Source organism: Sulfuricurvum sp. (assembly GCF_023250475.1).
In the GTDB taxonomy this organism is placed as follows: Bacteria; Campylobacterota; Campylobacteria; order Campylobacterales; family Sulfurimonadaceae; genus Sulfuricurvum.
In genome coordinates, this window is record NZ_JAHFAQ010000034.1 from 1 (window position 1) to 17,602 (window position 17,602).

Genomic DNA, 17,602 nt, shown 5'->3' on the forward strand with positions numbered 1-17,602 from the left:
GCAAATTTACCGAATGCCGTTTCGAAAACTGTAATCTGAGCTTGATGAAACTCACCAGTACCAAAATGAGCGATGTCGAGTTTGTCTCGTGCAAGATGATCGGGATCGATTGGACGATGGCGGATTGGAAGAGTCTCCTCAATGCCGATCCGCTCCGATTTACGGAGTGTATCCTAAACGACAGCAATTTTTTCGGCTTGAACTTAGAGGGGCTGATCATGAAAGAGTGCCGAGCCAAAGAGGTTGATTTTCGCAACGGGAGTTTTCAAAAAGCCGATTTTAGCGGGAGCGATTTCAAGGGGGCGCTGTTTGGCAATACTCACCTCGAAGATGCCAATTTTACCGATACGAGTAACACGATGATAGATGTGCGCTCCAATTTTCTGAAGGGGGCGATATTTAACCGGTATGAGGCGCTTTTTCTCCTCGAAACGATGGGAATTGTATTGGTCGACTGAGTTTTATCAGGTATTTTTTATGATTTGCAATTGCCCATCATCTGTTTTATGTCGGTTTTCGGAGGCAAACCGAACATACGGGCATATTCGCGGCTAAATTGGGAGGGACTTTCGTATCCGACATCAAACGCCACTTGTGAAGCTTCGATATCTTGGGACATCAATCTCCGTCTCGCTTCATTCAGACGCAGCGTTTTTTGAAACTGCAGCGGACTCATCCTCGTGATTTTTTTAAAGTTATGATAGAGCGACGATTCGCTCATGGAAACCGATTTGGCAAGATCGGATATGTCGAGCTTTTCTGCAAAGTCGTCTTTGATTTTCGTAATGACTTTGACGATACGTTGGGTTGCACTCCCCTCCATAACATAGCGTCGGAAAAAGTCTCCCCCCTCGTCACTCATGATGAGGTAGAGTATTTCTTTGATGATCAGCGGGGAGAGAACCGGAATGTTTTTTGGGGTATCCAAAAGGCGTACAAGTCTGAGGATCGGTTCAAGCAAATCTTTGTTCATATCTCCGAAATGGAGCCCGTGATCGGATGACGGATTCGATTTGAGTGGAGCGGTTTCAATCTCTTTTAATACATCGAAAATCTCTTCCATTGTAAAGGTTATCTTTAAAGAGAGATACGGCTTGTTCGGGGATGCCTCTGCGATTCTCACCCGTGCGGGCATATGAAGGGATGAGAGGAGATAGGTATAGGGATCGTATAAATACATCTCATCCCCGAGCCCTACCGCTTTGGCTCCTTGTACGATAATGCAGAGTGAGGGCTCATATATCGTTGTCAAAAATTCTGTTGTTTCTGCCACATTATAAAAACAGAGCGAGGCAATAGCTGTCTCTAAAAGCCCCTCATTCACGTATTTGGCTTGTATACGCTCAATAAGTTCTTGACGGTATTGATCAAAAATCTTTGCATCCATATTTTCCCCTTGTAGAAAAGGCATTATATATGATTTGCAGAAATAGGCAATAAATATCAATGATTGTTCTAGTGCGATAGATGAGTACGTTCTATAATTGTCCTATAAATATTTTAGAAATACGAGTAGGAGAAAATAATGATGAATGTTCTTGGATATGCCGCCCTCTCCCCCACTGCCGATTTGACTTTGTATACGTTTGATCGACGCGAACCGCGCGCGGATGATGTTGTTGTCGAGATTTTGTACTGCGGAGTGTGTCACTCCGATTTGCATATGGCTCATAATGATTGGGGTTGGAGCTTTTATCCGTTGGTTCCCGGTCATGAAATTATCGGCCGTGTTCTAAGCGTCGGTTCTGCCGTCACCCGTTTTAAAGCGGGGGATAATGTCGGTATCGGCTGTATGGTCGATTCGTGCCAGCACTGCAAACCGTGCGAACAAGGGTTGGAGCAGTATTGCGAAAACGGCCACACCTTGACGTACGGCTCGTACGACCGACATGATCAAATGCCAACGTATGGCGGGTATTCCGAAAAAATCGTCGCTTCTGAAAAATTTGTACTGAAAATACCTCAGGGACTGGATTTGGCAGGAGCCGCACCGTTACTGTGTGCAGGTATTACAACCTACTCGCCTCTTCGTCACTGGAAAGTCACCAAAGGGAGCAAAGTGGCGGTTATCGGACTTGGCGGATTAGGGCATATGGCGTTAAAACTGGCAAAAGCGATGGGGGCAGAGGTGACACTGTTCACCCGTTCACCCGGCAAGGAAGCGGATGCCCGTCGTCTTGGAGCTGATGCGATCGTCCTTTCGACAGACGAAGAACAAATGGCATCGGCTAAGGGGCACTATGAACTTATCATCGACACCGTTCCCGATGTTCATGATGTCAACCCCTACCTCAATACGCTCTCGTTAGACGGAACGCTTGTTCTGGTAGGGTATGTCGGCGGATTGGAGCCGATCCTCAGTACGGTTCCTTTGATTCTCGGGCGCAAATCGGTTGCAGGCTCGGTCATCGGAGGGATAGCCGAAACGCAGGAGATGCTTGATTTTTGCGGAGAGCATAACATCACCTCCGACATCGAGATGATCAATATTCAAGATATCAACGGAGCGTACGAGCGAATGGTTAAAAGCGATGTAAAGTACCGCTTCGTGATTGATATCGCGTCGCTTAAAGCGTAATTGATGACATTTGCCATGATGAAACTAGAGAGTTTCTAATCATGGCATCCAGAAAGATTTAAAGGGGAGTTTTAACAAAAAAGCTTTTCTTGATACCTCGTACATTTGATTGCTGTTCCGTATGCAGTACATTAGTTCTAAATTTAAACAACAAATTACCTTTTTAAATTAAATTTTAGCATTTAAATATTCGTTTAAGTTATCCAGACGTACAATACTGAATGATTGTTCATTAAATATTAGGAGGGGATTATGTCCGATAGAGTAGAAGCGGTTAAAAAGCTGTTCACTTCGAAAAGTTCGCGTGTCGAAACGAACAAGGGTGATACGTATTATCAAGACCTGTTCGAAAAATGTGAGGCGCGTTTGAACGAAATGCGTTCTCATACACCTGCGAATAAGCTCGATTTTACCGATCTTTTAGAAGAGAACGGAATTGATCGACGTGAGTTTATGAAATGGGCGAGTGCAACAACAGCAATGCTGATGCTTCCTCCTATGTTCACACCGCTTGTTGCGGATGCTGCGGTGATGATGAATCGCGCTCCCGTTATTTGGTTGGAACTTCAAGACTGTGCGGGTAACTCCGAAGCGCTTTTGCGTGCGGACGGACCAAAAATTGATGAGATCGTTCTCGATATCATCTCATTGGAATACCATGAGACATTGCAAGCGGCTTCGGGCTTTCAGGCTGAAAAACAGCTTGATGAAGCGATGGAGCATTTCAAAGGGAAATATCTTCTTTTCGTAGAGGGTGCTATCCCTATGGGTATGAATGGTCAATACGGTACTATCGGTGCTGCCGGTGAAACTTTCCATGATCATCTCGTACGCTGTGCCGAAAATGCTGCGGCAGTTATTGCGGTCGGAAGCTGTGCAACATTCGGCGGTATTCCTGCTGCTTCTCCAAATCCTACGGGTGCCGTCGGTGTTATGGATGTCGTTAAAAACAAACCGTTGATCAATATTCCCGCTTGTCCTGCCAATCCGGCAAACATGGTGGGTGTAATCTTGCATTACGTCTTGACGGGACAAGTTCCTGAACTTGATTCGCTTCTACGTCCTAAATTTGCATTCGGTTACCGTATCCATGACAACTGTGAACGTCGTGCACACTTCGATGCGGGTGAATATGTAGAAGAGTGGGGTGATAAAGGGGCTCAAAATAATTTCTGTCTCTATAAAATGGGCTGTAAAGGGCCGATGACGTTTAACAACTGTTCTATTGTCCGTTATAACGAAGCGGTTAACTGGCCGATTGGTGTAGGTCGCGGTTGTATCGGTTGTTCGGAACCGGATTTCTGGGATAAATACGCGTATGAGCGTCCGATGGCCGATGCGAAAATCAAAGCACCGACAGGTGGAGTTGAAAAAACCGTTGATGAATTCGGTTTGGGCATGTTGACTGCCGTCGGTATCGGTATCGGTATCCATGCAGCAGCAAGTGCCATAGCAGGTAAACGAGAAAAATCAGGAGAGAGCCATGAGTAAACATATTGTAGTTGACCCTATTACACGTATTGAAGGACATTTGCGAATTGAAGCCGTCATTGACGATAACAATACCATCGTTGATGCATACAGCGCTTCGACAATGTTCCGTGGGATTGAAACAATTTTGCAAGGGCGTGATCCACGCGACTGCGGATTGTTGGCAATGCGTATCTGCGGTGTTTGTACCGGAACCCATTATCAACGTTCTATCGAAGCGGTTGAAGATGCGTTTGATATTACCATTCCAAAGAATGCTCGTATCGTACGTAACTTGATTCAGGGTGCATTGTATATGCATGACCACGTAGTCCATTTCTACCACCTTCATGCGCTTGACTTCGTTGATGTTGTTTCAGCACTTTCGGCTGATCCGGCAAAAACAGCCGCAGAAGCACGTAAATGGGCGGGTGTTGCAGGAGAAAATCCATTTATCGACGGAGAGAGTGAATTCAAAGCAATTCAAGACCGCGTCGCTAAATTCGTAAAACAAGGGCGTTTAGGTATTTTCGGAAACGGTTACTGGGGCAATTCTCACTATAAATTGACACCGGAACAAAACCTTATCGGTGTTGCCCACTATTTGCAAGCGTTGGATATTCAACGTGATATGGCAAAAATGCAGGCGATTTTCGGCGGTAAAAATCCACATCCTCAAAGTATTGTTGTCGGTGGGGTAACGTGTGTTCAGGATATTCAAAACCCGGCACGTCTTGCACTCTTTAAGTCGTTGTTGCTTGCCGGACGCAAGTTTGTAAAAGAAGCGTATCTTCCGGATGTCTACATGGCCGGAACAATGTACGCGGGAGAAGCAACCGATTCTAAAGCAACATTTACAGAATTGATGGCGGGTAAAGGTGTAGGCGGAACCGGAGGCGGATTACTAAACTATATGAGTTACGGCGATTTCCGTCTTGATGATACCGGTTTTTATAAATCAGCACTTCTTTTCCCAAGCGGAATCGTTATGGGCGGGGATATCTCCAAAGTTATTCCGTTGGATCAAGAAAAAATTGCTGAAGACGTTACTCACTCATGGTATAAAGGGGATAAACCTCTTCACCCGTATGAAGGGCAAACAATTCCTGAATATACCGGTTTGGACAAACGCGAAGACGGTATCGCATATTTGAAAACCAAAGAGAAATACAGCTGGATCAAATCACCGTTGTACAACGATACACGTGTTGAAGTTGGACCGTTGGCTCGTATGGTTATTGGTGTTGCGGCTAAAGATAAGCGCATTACTAAATATGTTACTGAATTTTTGGAGCGCGGAAAACTTCCTATCGCAGTACTTTTTAGTACTGTCGGACGTACAGCGGCTCGTGCAATCGAGACATCATTGATGACAGATGTAATGGTTGAATGGATAGATGAATTGGAAGCAAATGTTATGTCCGGTGATAATAGAACATGGACTGATTTTAATTTTGATGAAGTCAGCGTGAGCGCAAAAGGTCGTGGTATGGCAGAAGCTCCACGCGGGGCACTCGGACACTGGGTAAGCATCGCGGATGGAAAAGTCGTTAATTATCAAGCGATTGTCCCATCAACATGGAATGCGGCTCCACGTGATCACAAAGGACGTTTGGGTGCTTACGAAGCGAGTTTGATCGGAACCAAAGTTGCCAATCCGGAACAACCGTTGGAGATTATTCGTACCATCCATAGTTTTGACCCTTGTATTGCTTGTGCCGTACACGTTGTCGATACCAAAGGTAAAGAGCTTGCTGTTTACAAAGTAGATACTTCGTGCAGTATCTAAGGAGTTAACATGAATGAAGGGTACAAACAAGTCAAGCGTATGACGCCCGCCATGCGGATCATTCACTGGGTGAATGCTATTTGTATGATCGGTGCCATTGCGACAGGTCTTTATATCGGGCATCCGTATTATCAGACGTTTATGGCTGATGGTGCAGTCGATAAGTATGTTATGGCATGGAACCGTTACGGGCACTTTATTATTGCGATCTTATTCGATGTAACATCGGTTCTGATCGTGTATCTTTATTTTTTCAGCCGTTTTGAAAAACCGTATAAAAAGGTTATTCCGAATGCGAAAAACTGGACTGAATTTAAAGATGTCGTTGTTAATTTAGTGACACTGAACCGTAAAAACGAGTTTAACTCAACACACTCAGACAGTTTCAATACGGTCTATTTTACGATTTTTCATTTGCTCCTGCTTTGGATGCTTTTGACAGGTCTTCAAATGTATGTGTGGGGATTAGGCTCAGGGCTAAGCTCAATCGGATCATGGTGGCCGTGGATACTGCATCTCTCTACCGATTGGACACTTTATGTGACTGGCGGAAGTAAAATGGATGTACGTTTATCGCATCATTATACAATGTGGTTTGTCATCTGCTGGATCGTATTTCATATTTACTATCAGGTATGGAGAACGATTTTCTGGAAAGAGGCGGATATTGCAATCGTTATCGGCGGTTCAAAGTTTGTCAAAGAAGAGAAAGCCAACCGTAAATAGAGCCGAAAGAGCGTTATGCTCTTCGGCTTTTCTATAGTATTTTTATATGTTCCTTACGGGAATAGATAAGAGAACTATAAATTTGTATAGTATGAAGGGTTATTATGGCATTTACGTTGGAGGTGATCACCTCTTTTTCTCAACCTACAATTAAAAATTATTTGATTTCGACGATCCGAACTTTTGGAATAAAAGCAGTTGTCCATCAACACAAAACGAAAATTATTTGTGCTTTTGAGAGTACTCATGAAAAGCTCCAAGAGTGTTTAGAGACGATTGCTTCGACATTACCGGCATCGTGTTTCATGACACAGAGCCAGCATTACGATATGGACGGGGAACCCGAGCTTGTTCCGAACTTCGAAGTAGAGTATCCGATTGCATTGGGATTATGTCCTTCATGTCAGAAAGAGATATTTGATCCCTCATCCAAGCGTTATTATTACCCTTTTACCCAATGTACCCATTGTGGCGGGCAATACGCATTTTTTGAACATTATCCTTTTGAGCGTAAAAATACCGTATTCTCGTATGTGAAACCGTGCCCGAGCTGCGAAAGTGAATCGGTAAGTTTAGGCCGTCGTGAAAAGCAGGTGTTGAATTCGTGTCATGATTGCGGTATCCCTGTGAAACTGATCCATAAAGAGAAAGAACGCTACGCAAATGACGCAGGAAGTTTTCGGACCCTTTTTGAAGTGGCGGCAAAAGCATTAAGAGACGGGAAAACGCTGTTGATGAAAACGACGATGGGATATCGACGATTTTATCTTGCTGAAAAGTTAGAACAAGGCTCGGTATTAATGTTGGTAAATGCGATGAAAATTACCGATTTCTGTTCTTTGATTAATGATGAATTTAATGCATTACTGAGTATTGAACGGCCGATTCTACATGTTGCGCTCAAAGATGAAACCATGCGCTCGATGTTCGGCTCAACGGTTGATATCAAATATCCTGATGAAGGTTTTACTATTCTTCTAGCCAAAGAGTTGACACTTTTGGGGCTTGACACTATTGCGTACGAAGCGTTGGAATATCCCTGCGAAGCCGATTTTATAATGGATTTTGATTTGAATGTCCATTATCAGAATGACATGCATCTTTTTATCAATAAAGATATTCGATTTATTGCTTCAGGTGAGAGAGTCTCTTTCCCGGCACGTCTTCCCTACGGAACCGATACCCTTAGTATTGCACATGGTTTGGTGGGGATCAGAGATGAGAAAGGTGTATTGTTCGACCAAATGGGGCGATTTGAATCAGCTTCAACGCTTAAGGTCAATCAGCTAGAATCTGAAACACCCGCGGTAGAATCGGCTAATTTCCACCCCATTGCGGAAGACGAAGCATCGTTTATGTCGGTAATCGCAGAACATAACAGATTCGGAACGAAAGTGGTCGGCGCCTATTTTCAGGGGGAACCGTCATTTTTATATTATGACGGTAAAAAAGTGATTCGGGTTGTTCCTCCAAAGCATTTCAGCGGAAGCGGAATAATTGAAGCGATGCGCGGCTTGCGAGAAGGATCGGATCGGTTAATCGCCAATGTCGAAAAGAATCATCCTGAATTGCATCAGATTTTGATCCGGATCGAGGAGAATACTACCTCATTGTTTGAAGCGACGGCAATGATTTTGGGTCTGGAAGAGAAGAGTTATCACGGAGTTATGAAAGAGGCGCTAAAGTTTATCGGCAAGGGCGGGCTGCAGATCGATACGAAGGTAGAGGATAACCGATTTAATCATGTCGCCTTTTTATCCAGTATCATAAGCTATCGTCTTGCGGGTGTCGATTCAGTTTATTTGAGCTATTCTATCTTCGAATCGTTCGGAGACTATTTCAGTGAACTTCTCACCGAAATCAAAGGCAAGACAAAAGCAGAGGATATCGTTTTGTGCGGATCCTATTTTGCCGGACAATCCCTTTTTAGCCGGATGCAGCGAAATTTGAAATCTGCGTCGGTGTTAATGAATATGAGTTATCCGATCGGGAAGGAAAATTGCGTTGTCGGTGGAGTCTTCTTATAACACAAGCGTCACTGTTACCGTCAAAGGGCTAGTTCAAGGGGTTGGATTTCGCCCTTTTGTTTATCGTGAAGCTCAGCGCTACGGGGTTGCAGGTTTTGTCCTCAATTCTCCGGAGGGCGTCATTATCGAGGCACATGGAAAGCAGTGTGAGCCGTTTATCCATGCATTGCAAAATAATCTTCCCGAACGTGCCCGTATTGACTCGATAACCATAGAGCCGTGCAAAGAGGGCGAATACAGCGGTTTTGAAATCCGTGAAAGTACTTTGGGGGAAGGGAGTGTTGCCATTCCCCTAGAGAGTGCACTATGTCCAGCATGCGAAGCGGAGATGGATGAACCCTCCAACCGCCGTTTCCGCTATCCGTTTATCAACTGTACCGACTGCGGCCCCCGCTATACGATTATTCAAACCCCTCCGTATGATCGTGTCCGTACGTCAATGAAACATTTTACAATGTGCTCTGAGTGCAAACGTGAATACACCGATCCCTCATCACGCCGCTATCATGCTGAACCCATCAGCTGCCCTCAATGCGGACCGAAATTGATATTTTTGGATAAAAACGGAAATGAAATTTTGGGTGATCCTATTGATCTTGCGGCAGAGATGCTTAAAGCGGGAAAAATTATAGCACTCAAAGGGCTGGGCGGATTCCATCTCATGTGCGATGCAACCTCGGAGCGTGCCGTAGAAGAACTGCGGCTTCGAAAACACCGTAAAGCCAAACCGCTTGCCGTAATGTTCAGATCATTGGAACAACTCGAAACCTATGCCTGGGTTAATGTTCACGAGAGGGAGATTATTGCGGGGGCGATTAAACCGATCGTCATTGTCGATGCCAAAAGCAAAACCGATCTCTCGCAACAGATTGCTCCAAGCATTGATCGGCTGGGGGTCTTTCTCCCGTACACTCCGCTTCATCGACTTTTATTTGAGTCGGTTGATTTTCCTCTTGTCGCAACCAGTGCCAATATCAGTGACGAACCGATTATTGTACGCAGCAGTGAAATCATCCATCGGCTTGGAAATGTGATCGACGGTATTCTCGATCATGACCGAACCATTATCAATCCCCTCGATGATGCCGTGGTTCAGATAGCCGAGGGAAGGGTCGTGATGCTCCGAATGGGACGGGGATTTGCCCCGCACACTCTTGGGTTATCTGACGCAGTGTCAAAGGATATTTTAGCACTCGGTGCTCACCAAAAAAGTGCCATTGCCCTTGGAGCGGGAGACAATATGATCCTCTCCGGACATATCGGTGATTTGGGGAGTGTCGAAGCGGACGGTTATTATGAAAAAACCGTTCAAACGTTTAAACGGTTTTATGGATGCGAGCCTTCACTTTTGGTACATGATCTCCATCCTCATTACCATTCGACGCAATATGCATCGGCGCAAAAGAGAGAGCATTACGGAATCCAGCATCACTATGCCCATATTCTGGCTTGTATGGCAGAGTATTCTCTGGATGAAAAAGTTCTCGGATTTGCGTATGACGGGACGGGATACGGAGAGGACGGAACGCTTTGGGGGGGTGAAATTTTGAGCGCGGATACTCATGGGTATGAGCGGATCGGATTTTTAAAACCGTTTGCCCTGCTGGGTGGAGATAAAGCGATCAAAGAGCCCCGCCGTATCGCTTTATCGCTGTTATTTGAAAATTTCTCACTTGAAGATGTTTTAAATTTGAAGATTCCTCTTATAGAAACATTTTTACCCCATGAAATCAGAACGCTCCACCATATGTGGACAAAAAAAATAAATGCACCGCTGAGCAGTTCGATGGGACGGTTGTTTGATGCCGTTGCTTCACTCGGGGGCTTTATCCATACTCTTGATTATGAAGGGCAGGGGGGGATGATCATGGAGGGGTATGATGATCCTGCTATGACTGAGCCGTTCGTATTCACTGTGAGCGATAGAGCAATTGATCTTTCGGCGATGGTCAAGGAAATGGTGGATTTATCTTCTCAGGAGGATGCAAAAAGGGTAATAGCGAGCCGATTCATCGCTACGGTAGAGGCAATTATGAGTTATTATGCGAAGCAGTATCCTGAACTTCCGATCGTTATCGGGGGAGGGGTATTTCAAAACCGTGCATTAATGTCTCGACTCTATCGCCGTTTTGGAGAGAGACGTTTTTACGCACAACAACAGACGCCGATTAATGACGGATCGATTGCATTGGGTCAGCTCTATTATGCACTACACAACACAAAGGAAAAAAATGAACGCTAACGTTGCACTGATCGGTTCGGGAAACGCATTTTTCAAAGATGAGGGGATAGGCCTTTATGCGGGCAAATATCTCAAAGAGAATTTTACCTATGCGCCGCCGCTTGACATTATTGACGGGGGAACACTCGGATTTTTACTGATGCCGCTTCTACAGGAGTATGAATACGTTGTTATTGCGAACACCAGTTCGGATGATACCAAAGCGGTTGGGATGATCGATGTGATGAGCGGAGATGAGTTGATCGCTAATCAGGGGATTAAAAAGACGGCAAACGAAGTGGAGATAACCGAGATGCTTCAAATCTGTTCGATGGCTGAACATTGTGCGCAAACCACGATGATTAGTATCGTTCCTGAAGATATCATCAGTGTCAGTGTCGATGTTACTCCCGCTTTGCGTGCACAATGGGACAGATACATCGATGTGATTATCGACGAGTTGGCAAAATGCGGTATTACCGCTACACAAAAAAGCGATGGGATGAGTTTAGACGAGATTTTGGAACAGTTTGCCAATCCGAGTATTGAGCACGGCAAAGGGTTTTAATCTATGAGGGTTGTTGTGCTTGGGGTCGGAAATGTTCTCGAAGAGGATGATGGAATCGGTATTTATGCTTCGGCATATCTGAGCGCTAACTATACGCTAAGCGATCATGTCCAAATCATCAACGGCGGAGTGGAAGGGATCAATCTGCTGAATCTCTTTTTAGAGAACGATCATATCATTATCCTCGATACGATCAATCTTGAGGATGACGCGGGAAGCATTTATAATATCCCTTCTTACGAGCTGAGCGGTTATGGTTTGAATAGCGGCGGTGCTCATGAAGTCGGAGTGATGCAGTGTCTGGATATGATTGAGCTGATGGGACATCCGTTGCCCGAATCGAACGTCATCGGAATCGTCCCTAAAAGTATCACGTTTCACATGGGGCTGAGCATTGAACTGGAAGAGCGTTTTAGCAGCTATATAAATACAGTTATAAACTATCTTAAAACATGCGATATCGAGGTTGTTGAAAATGAAACACAGCAAACGCTCTTAGAGATTATCGATACCTTCAAGTATCCAAGTCACCTATAACTATTTTGGAATCGATCGTTTATGGATTGCTGTCTGTAATTTGATGATCCAAACGGATAATATGTCCATGGACATCATGGTAAACCGTAACCAATTGGCTCTCTACGCACTCTTGTAGCTGCGCATCGTCTATATTAAAATAACCAGAATAATCGTTCGAATGATAGATTAAATGCTCACTGGGTGCTTGGTGGCGGTTTAGCCTTGAGAGGACAAACAACACTATCGGGGTTCCGATTAGCATATAGAGTGCATGTTCGAAAGTAACACTGTGAATTTCGCCAAAAATCCAATCAGACAACTCTTCTGTCGGTGCACCTAACGTTATAATCCGATAAAATACATGAAATACGGGCTTCCATAAATAGATAAAACCTATCCAAAGCAAAAGCGTTATGATATCCCAAATGATCCGTTTCGTTTTAGGTAATTCGCGGCGTTTATTAATAATCAATGTTTCCATTTTCTCAACCTTTTTTTACCTGTTGATGCGCTCCGCGATCCGGGCTAACCCAACGGGCACGACCTTTTTTACCGAAAAGAACTTTAGGCAGAGCCGTTACCGCCGTCAACAAATTCAGGAACCAATAGGCAAACGGATACCAAATCATCCAAAAATAATTTTTTCCCAAACCTTTATCGTAATGACCGTCTAACCATTTGCTGACGGCAAACTGTACCAAACATGCACCGATAAGAATAATACTGCTTTGATCCGGTAAAATAGGTGAATGTTGAGGCATTAAATACGTTACCGGAACAAATAGACTGATGAGCCAGACCAGAAAGACCAGTACCATACTGTATGCCCACAACGTACTGAGCATTAGCTCAACCATCAATCCCCAAAGATGCGTTTGTTTAGGCATAAATAAAACTTTGAAATTTTTAAGCATTACTTGAGCACCGCCCATAGCCCAACGAAGACGTTGTTTCCATAGACCGCTCAATGTCTCAGGCATCAAAATCCACACCAATGCGCGCGGTTCAAAACGGACATCCCAGCCGTTGCGTTGCAGTTTCCAAGTCACATCGATATCTTCGGTCAGCATATCGGGACTCCAGTAGCCCACTTCGTGCACCGCCGCTTTTCTAAACCCGGTAATAACCCCTGATACGGTAAAAATTCGTCCAAAACTGCGTTGGGCACGCTTGATCATTCCGACAATAGAGGAAAATTCGCCGACTTGAATTTTACCCAGTAGCGTTGTCCGATTGCGTATTCGCGGATTTCCCGTTACGGCGGCAACTGCGGGGTAGCGGATAAAATGTTTCACCATCCAATGGAGACAATATTCATCGATCAAAGCATCCCCGTCGATACCGACTAAATACTCATATTTCGCCACTAATGCACCGGCCTGCAGCCCCAAGGCTTTCCCCTGATTTGCGGCTAAATTAACCACTTTTAATTTCGGATTATTTTTGGCCAACTCCAGTAATATTTCTAGCGTATTGTCCTTGCTTCCATCGTTAATAGCAATAACCTCAAATTCGGGGTATTTCACATTCAAAGCATACGTAATGGTTTCGACCGCATTTTGACCCTCGTTGTAGCAGGGGATTAAAATGCTGACCCCCGGCCAGCTTTCATTGTCTCTTAGGGGAGGAATAGTATATTTGAGGTAAGGCTTTTCATTTTTATAATAAAAAAAGATGGCTCCTACTATCCACAAACTTGACATAAAGAGAGGATAATAAAATATAAAGCCCAGGAGCGTGTGCCATAGTAAATGCAAAAATACAATAAAAGTGGTCATGAATCCCTCTTACTTATTGGGCATGATAGGTATGCATGCGCAACGGTTTTTTTCCGAAACTTTGTTTCATTTTATCGGCATTAGGATTGTTGTCAAATACATTGTCGGGATAATAGGCGATGTGGTGTATACCCAAATCGTACAGATATTCGATCGTGTTACTCAATTCTCCGGCTGGGATCGGCGCATTGTTTTTTCTCCAATTAACCGTTTGAAGCTCCATGACGGTTCGTTCCAGTCCGCATTCCTCTTGTTTTATATTTTTAACGATTTTGTCGTAAAACTGTTGAGCGTCGTCGGCTTGTTCCATGTACGGCATCGCCATGATGGCGGTATAGTCATAATTTTTGATGGATTGAGACAAGCTTTGCGCATACCACTCTTGGGCATCTTTATTGAGGGCGACTTGCGCATAGAGGTTGCGTGCTGTTTTTAGTCCCGGCTGCTCATTTCTGACAATTTGTCCTAACTCCATGGCAAAGTCGTCTAAGTAGCGTGTTTTGAGTTGAGTCCACTTTGCAAACTGTTTTCTATCGGTTCGGATTTGGGTAACATTGTCCGATAATCCCCATTTTTTATATTGTATACGGGCGGCGGCACTGTCATCTTCAAAATCGGAGAGTGTTACGTCGTCGTGAAATAAGATGCCGTCAATATAGGCTGATTTTGCCAAATCTTCATACACTTGTTTAATAACTTTTCGCGCTTTCGGAGAAAACGGGGACAATCTCGGGTAACCCATATTGAGATGGGTCGGATCTACCTGCAAGGTTACAACCGTATCTTTGGCGGCCGGATTGCTTTGCGGTAATTGCCAGGCTATCATCGGCATCCACGCATAAATCCGTTTTACCTGCGTGCGCGTTGAAATTTGCCATGCCACCCGGTTAAATAAATCGGCACGCATCGGCAGGTTTCGGTTTGGAAAATAGACATAGTCCGCTGCCCCGTTAGCATCAGGATCGGCGAAAGCTTGAAGGTAAATAGTGTTAACACCCAAATTCTTTATCCGATCAAGCAATGCACCCAAATTCTTTTCTTGTTGGATGGGATCTCGGTCATAGATGTAATCCAAATCAATATGCGCTGCTTTTGTAGTGCGGGCATCGTCGGTGAAATTGGCATTTCGTACCCACATGTTTAGTTCTAAATCCGGGAGAGTCATTTTATGTTCAACCAATATCCGTCTAAGCCCCCACAATGGGGTAATGCTGGTATTGCTGCCATCATCCAGCGTCAATCCTATGCTCATTCCCAATCGCTCCGCAATCTTGCGTGCTTCGATATTGTAATGTCCGTACGGCCACACCATAACGCGGGGTTTTTGCCCTGTATAATGTTCTAAAAAGGTATTGTTTTTTAATAAATCATTGTACACGCGCTGCTCATAGCTTTTTTCATCTTCATAGGCATTTTTATCGCTTAACCATTGGCGGGTCCTCATTGCCGGTTCCATATTGCCTTGAGGATTGCCTTGTATCCCTTTGTGCGAATCGTACGAGTGGCTGGCAACCTCTACGAGGCCGCTGCCGACCATTTCTTTGATCTCCTGCTGGCTTAAAAACTTGCTGCGGGGGATGATGTGTTTATTGAAATCTACATTCTCTTTGGCTTGCAACCAGCTACCGACTAATGCAATAACGGCCGGAATCCGATATTTCTTGAGGACAGGATAGGCATTGGCATAAACGGATTGGTACCCGTCATCAAACGTGATCAAGACTGCTTTGTTGGGCAACGTTTTTCCACTTTTTCGATACTTTAGAATATCGTCAATACCGATAAAGTGATAACCGTTTTCCATCAACCAACGTATCTGCTGATCAAAATTTGAGGGAGTAACCGCGTAGGTTGAATCCAGTGTTTCACTTTTATCGGCTATTTCATGGTAGCTTAGGATGGTAAACTCGTTCGGGTTTTGATCCCGACTGCACACATTGGGCAAGTCATTGGCCATAACATAGCTGCTTGCAACAGCGGTTAATACGAAAATAAATTTTACTATTGGTTTGAGCATAAATCAGACTACTTTCTTGAAATTTTAAGAGAATATTATACAGTAGAGCCCCTTTTAAATCTCCAAATTTTTTTATAAATTTAGGTTTTCGGTATTCAAGGAGTTGAAGAAGGTTTGATTTTAAATATCGCCCCCGTTTGGGCGGAAATAGAGATGTTCGAGAATGCTCGATCGCTCTTGCACGGGAGTATTGAATTTAAACTCCGCCTCTTTGAGGTAGTAGGGGAAATGTTCGTTGCTTACCCCTTTATAAGGGGTAATAAACTGTTCAAAATAGTGCCAAAACCGCTCTATGACATTATCATGTTCGGATATTTTGATAATTTTGCTGGTTCGCATAAATTTTGAAAACTCTTTATAATAGATTCCTTCAAGGTTGTCTTCCAAAAATTGTTGTTTAAAGATTCCCAATGAGGGCATCAAAAGGGTGTAAACATATTTTTTGTATCCGAATGTCAGAAAATTATGGGAATCGAAGATAGCCGATTTGTCGTTGCGTTTGCTTTTTTCGATGTAGAGGTATTCTTCGTATTGAGATTCCGGTGTTCGATGCTTGTGATATTGGGATTCGCAATATTCTGCGCTCAGGTGACGGAATTGTTGATAGTATTTCAAAACGGTGGCATAACTCAATTGCAGTTTTTTGGAGGCCGAGAGGGCGTTTTCATCCATACAAAAGAGGTGGATGAGAGATTTGATTTGATCGATGCGCTTCGGGCTGTATTTTTTTTTGCACACGGAGCATTTAACCATCCCGTCACTGAGATGGTAAAGGGAGTGATGACAATAGAGACAGTAGCGCGGTTCTTTCATAAGGATATTGTAGCGCATTGGCAGAACGGGATAAAAGATAAAGATCGTTAACATTGTTATTATTAGATTAAATGATTTGTTTACCGATTGTGATAAACTCTTTTCACGAATAAAAAAGAAGGAGTTATTATGCGAACAAAAATAATGAACGCTGTGTATGTGACGGCATTGGCTATTAGTCCGAGTATTTGGGGTATGGATATGGGGAGTGAAAATCATTCGCACCCGAAAAATACCGTTGTCTCCGAACAAACGATCCATGCCAGCGGAACGGTGAAGTCGATTGCGGAGAATCACGAAAGCATCCGTATCTTTCATAATCCTATTCCCGAACTGCGATGGTCGGCGATGGTGATGCCGTTTGATGTGATCGATCACGAACTAACCCATCCTTTGGAAGCGGGAGATCGGGTTGATTTTGAATTTATCCAAAAAGACGGGAAAAACATCATTGTACGGATGAAAAAACAATGAATCGCGCGGCTTCTCTCCTCCTGATAGTCTTCATCGTTTCTCTGGGTGCTGAGGAGAGAGAGAAGCCGCCTGTGTCTGTGGACGCGAAAGAGGGTAAAAGTGTCTATGCTCCACTAAAGCCTCCGATCGATTTTTATGAAGAGGTACGTATTCAAGAGCTTGACCAGAATGCAACGCATCCGAGGCTCCAGCAATGAAACAAGAGATTTTAGTATCATTAGCGGCAATATTTTTACTGGGAGGCTGTTCAACGATCTCTCAAAATGAGGTATTTGATTCGATCAATCAGATGAGTACAAACCGCGGAGCGGGAAAATTAGTCTGGCTTAAGACGCCTCAAGAGATTAATGAGGCTCAAATACGCGTAAATACCCTTTTAAAAGAGCCGCTAGGCGAAGCAAATGCCGTTCGTATTACCCTTATTAACAATCGCTCATTGCAGCAAACGTATGAGACTATCGGCATCGCCCAAAGTGATCTGGTGCAGTCGGGACTCATGACAAATCCGTTACTCGGGTATTCGGTAGGGCACGGCGGCGGGATGAGCACATCGGGTGTAACCTTGGAATTGTCATTTTTGGATTTGCTCTGGATTCCGCTGCGTAAAGAGCTGGGGGGATTG

General features: G+C 44.2%; 17 protein-coding genes. 12 read left to right on the forward strand and 5 right to left on the reverse strand.

Annotation, left to right across the window (positions count from 1 at the left end; all coding sequences use genetic code 11):
• The coding region (locus Q0C19_RS04920) for a pentapeptide repeat-containing protein (RefSeq protein WP_295053344.1) at positions 1 to 458 on the forward strand (458 nt) is incomplete at its 5' end.
• Between the two features lie 17 nt (positions 459 to 475).
• Here Q0C19_RS04920 and Q0C19_RS04925 read toward each other — a convergent pair.
• Positions 476 to 1,387, reverse strand: coding sequence for an AraC family transcriptional regulator (locus Q0C19_RS04925; RefSeq protein WP_295053347.1), 912 nt, complete (start codon positions 1,385 to 1,387; stop codon positions 476 to 478).
• A 138-nt stretch (positions 1,388 to 1,525) separates the two neighbouring features.
• Here Q0C19_RS04925 and Q0C19_RS04930 point away from each other — a divergent pair, with 138 nt between their 5' ends.
• The 8 genes from Q0C19_RS04930 (at position 1,526) to Q0C19_RS04965 (ending at position 11,916) form a co-directional block, all read left to right on the forward strand.
• Positions 1,526 to 2,578 carry an NAD(P)-dependent alcohol dehydrogenase gene (locus Q0C19_RS04930; RefSeq protein ID WP_295053350.1) on the forward strand — a complete coding sequence of 351 codons (1,053 nt, stop codon included), beginning with the start codon at positions 1,526 to 1,528 and terminating at the stop codon, positions 2,576 to 2,578.
• Positions 2,579 to 2,830: 252 nt separating this feature from the next.
• The gene (locus tag Q0C19_RS04935; RefSeq protein WP_295053352.1) at positions 2,831 to 4,069 is read left to right on the forward strand and encodes a hydrogenase small subunit; all 1,239 of its coding nucleotides are present in this window, start codon (positions 2,831 to 2,833) and stop codon (positions 4,067 to 4,069) included.
• Positions 4,062 to 5,837, forward strand: a complete 1,776-nt coding sequence (locus Q0C19_RS04940) for a nickel-dependent hydrogenase large subunit (protein ID WP_295053355.1) — start codon at positions 4,062 to 4,064, stop codon at positions 5,835 to 5,837. Before Q0C19_RS04935 ends, Q0C19_RS04940 begins: the two co-directional genes overlap by 8 nt.
• 9 nt (positions 5,838 to 5,846) lie before the next feature.
• A complete protein-coding gene (locus Q0C19_RS04945) occupies positions 5,847 to 6,563 on the forward strand; it encodes a cytochrome b/b6 domain-containing protein (RefSeq protein ID WP_295053358.1) in 717 nt (238 codons plus the stop codon).
• Between the two features lie 104 nt (positions 6,564 to 6,667).
• The gene (locus tag Q0C19_RS04950; RefSeq protein ID WP_295053360.1) at positions 6,668 to 8,590 is read left to right on the forward strand and encodes a hypothetical protein; all 1,923 of its coding nucleotides are present in this window, start codon (positions 6,668 to 6,670) and stop codon (positions 8,588 to 8,590) included.
• A complete protein-coding gene (gene hypF, locus Q0C19_RS04955; protein WP_295053363.1) occupies positions 8,574 to 10,832 on the forward strand; it encodes a carbamoyltransferase HypF in 2,259 nt (752 codons plus the stop codon). The genes Q0C19_RS04950 and hypF overlap by 17 nt, the downstream gene beginning before the upstream one ends.
• Positions 10,822 to 11,379 (forward strand): hydrogenase maturation protease, encoded by a 558-nt coding sequence (locus tag Q0C19_RS04960; RefSeq protein WP_295053364.1) that lies wholly within the window; start codon positions 10,822 to 10,824, stop codon positions 11,377 to 11,379. The genes hypF and Q0C19_RS04960 overlap by 11 nt, the downstream gene beginning before the upstream one ends.
• A gap of 3 nt (positions 11,380 to 11,382) precedes the next feature.
• Complete coding sequence (locus Q0C19_RS04965) at positions 11,383 to 11,916, forward strand: hydrogenase maturation protease (protein ID WP_295053366.1); 534 nt, start codon at positions 11,383 to 11,385, stop codon at positions 11,914 to 11,916.
• Positions 11,917 to 11,935: 19 nt separating this feature from the next.
• Here Q0C19_RS04965 and pgaD read toward each other — a convergent pair whose 3' ends face one another.
• From pgaD to Q0C19_RS04985, 4 genes are all read right to left on the reverse strand, one after another.
• Positions 11,936 to 12,379, reverse strand: a complete 444-nt coding sequence (gene pgaD, locus Q0C19_RS04970; protein ID WP_295053368.1) for a poly-beta-1,6-N-acetyl-D-glucosamine biosynthesis protein PgaD — start codon at positions 12,377 to 12,379, stop codon at positions 11,936 to 11,938.
• 4 nt (positions 12,380 to 12,383) lie between these two features.
• Entirely contained in the window at positions 12,384 to 13,676 is a 1,293-nt protein-coding gene (gene pgaC, locus Q0C19_RS04975) for a poly-beta-1,6-N-acetyl-D-glucosamine synthase (RefSeq protein ID WP_295053371.1), read from the reverse strand.
• Between the two features lie 13 nt (positions 13,677 to 13,689).
• A complete protein-coding gene (pgaB, locus tag Q0C19_RS04980) occupies positions 13,690 to 15,693 on the reverse strand; it encodes a poly-beta-1,6-N-acetyl-D-glucosamine N-deacetylase PgaB (RefSeq protein ID WP_295053373.1) in 2,004 nt (667 codons plus the stop codon).
• 120 nt (positions 15,694 to 15,813) lie between these two features.
• Complete coding sequence (locus Q0C19_RS04985; protein ID WP_295053376.1) at positions 15,814 to 16,506, reverse strand: transposase; 693 nt, start codon at positions 16,504 to 16,506, stop codon at positions 15,814 to 15,816.
• 129 nt (positions 16,507 to 16,635) lie between these two features.
• Here Q0C19_RS04985 and Q0C19_RS04990 point away from each other — a divergent pair, with 129 nt between their 5' ends.
• From Q0C19_RS04990 to Q0C19_RS05000, 3 genes are all read left to right on the forward strand, one after another.
• Positions 16,636 to 16,980, forward strand: a complete 345-nt coding sequence (locus Q0C19_RS04990) for a copper-binding protein (RefSeq protein ID WP_295053379.1) — start codon at positions 16,636 to 16,638, stop codon at positions 16,978 to 16,980.
• Positions 16,977 to 17,177 (forward strand): hypothetical protein, encoded by a 201-nt coding sequence (locus Q0C19_RS04995; protein ID WP_295053380.1) that lies wholly within the window; start codon positions 16,977 to 16,979, stop codon positions 17,175 to 17,177. The genes Q0C19_RS04990 and Q0C19_RS04995 overlap by 4 nt, the downstream gene beginning before the upstream one ends.
• On the forward strand, positions 17,174 to 17,602 hold a 429-nt coding region (locus Q0C19_RS05000), incomplete at its 3' end, for a hypothetical protein (RefSeq protein WP_295053381.1). The genes Q0C19_RS04995 and Q0C19_RS05000, both read left to right, overlap by 4 nt.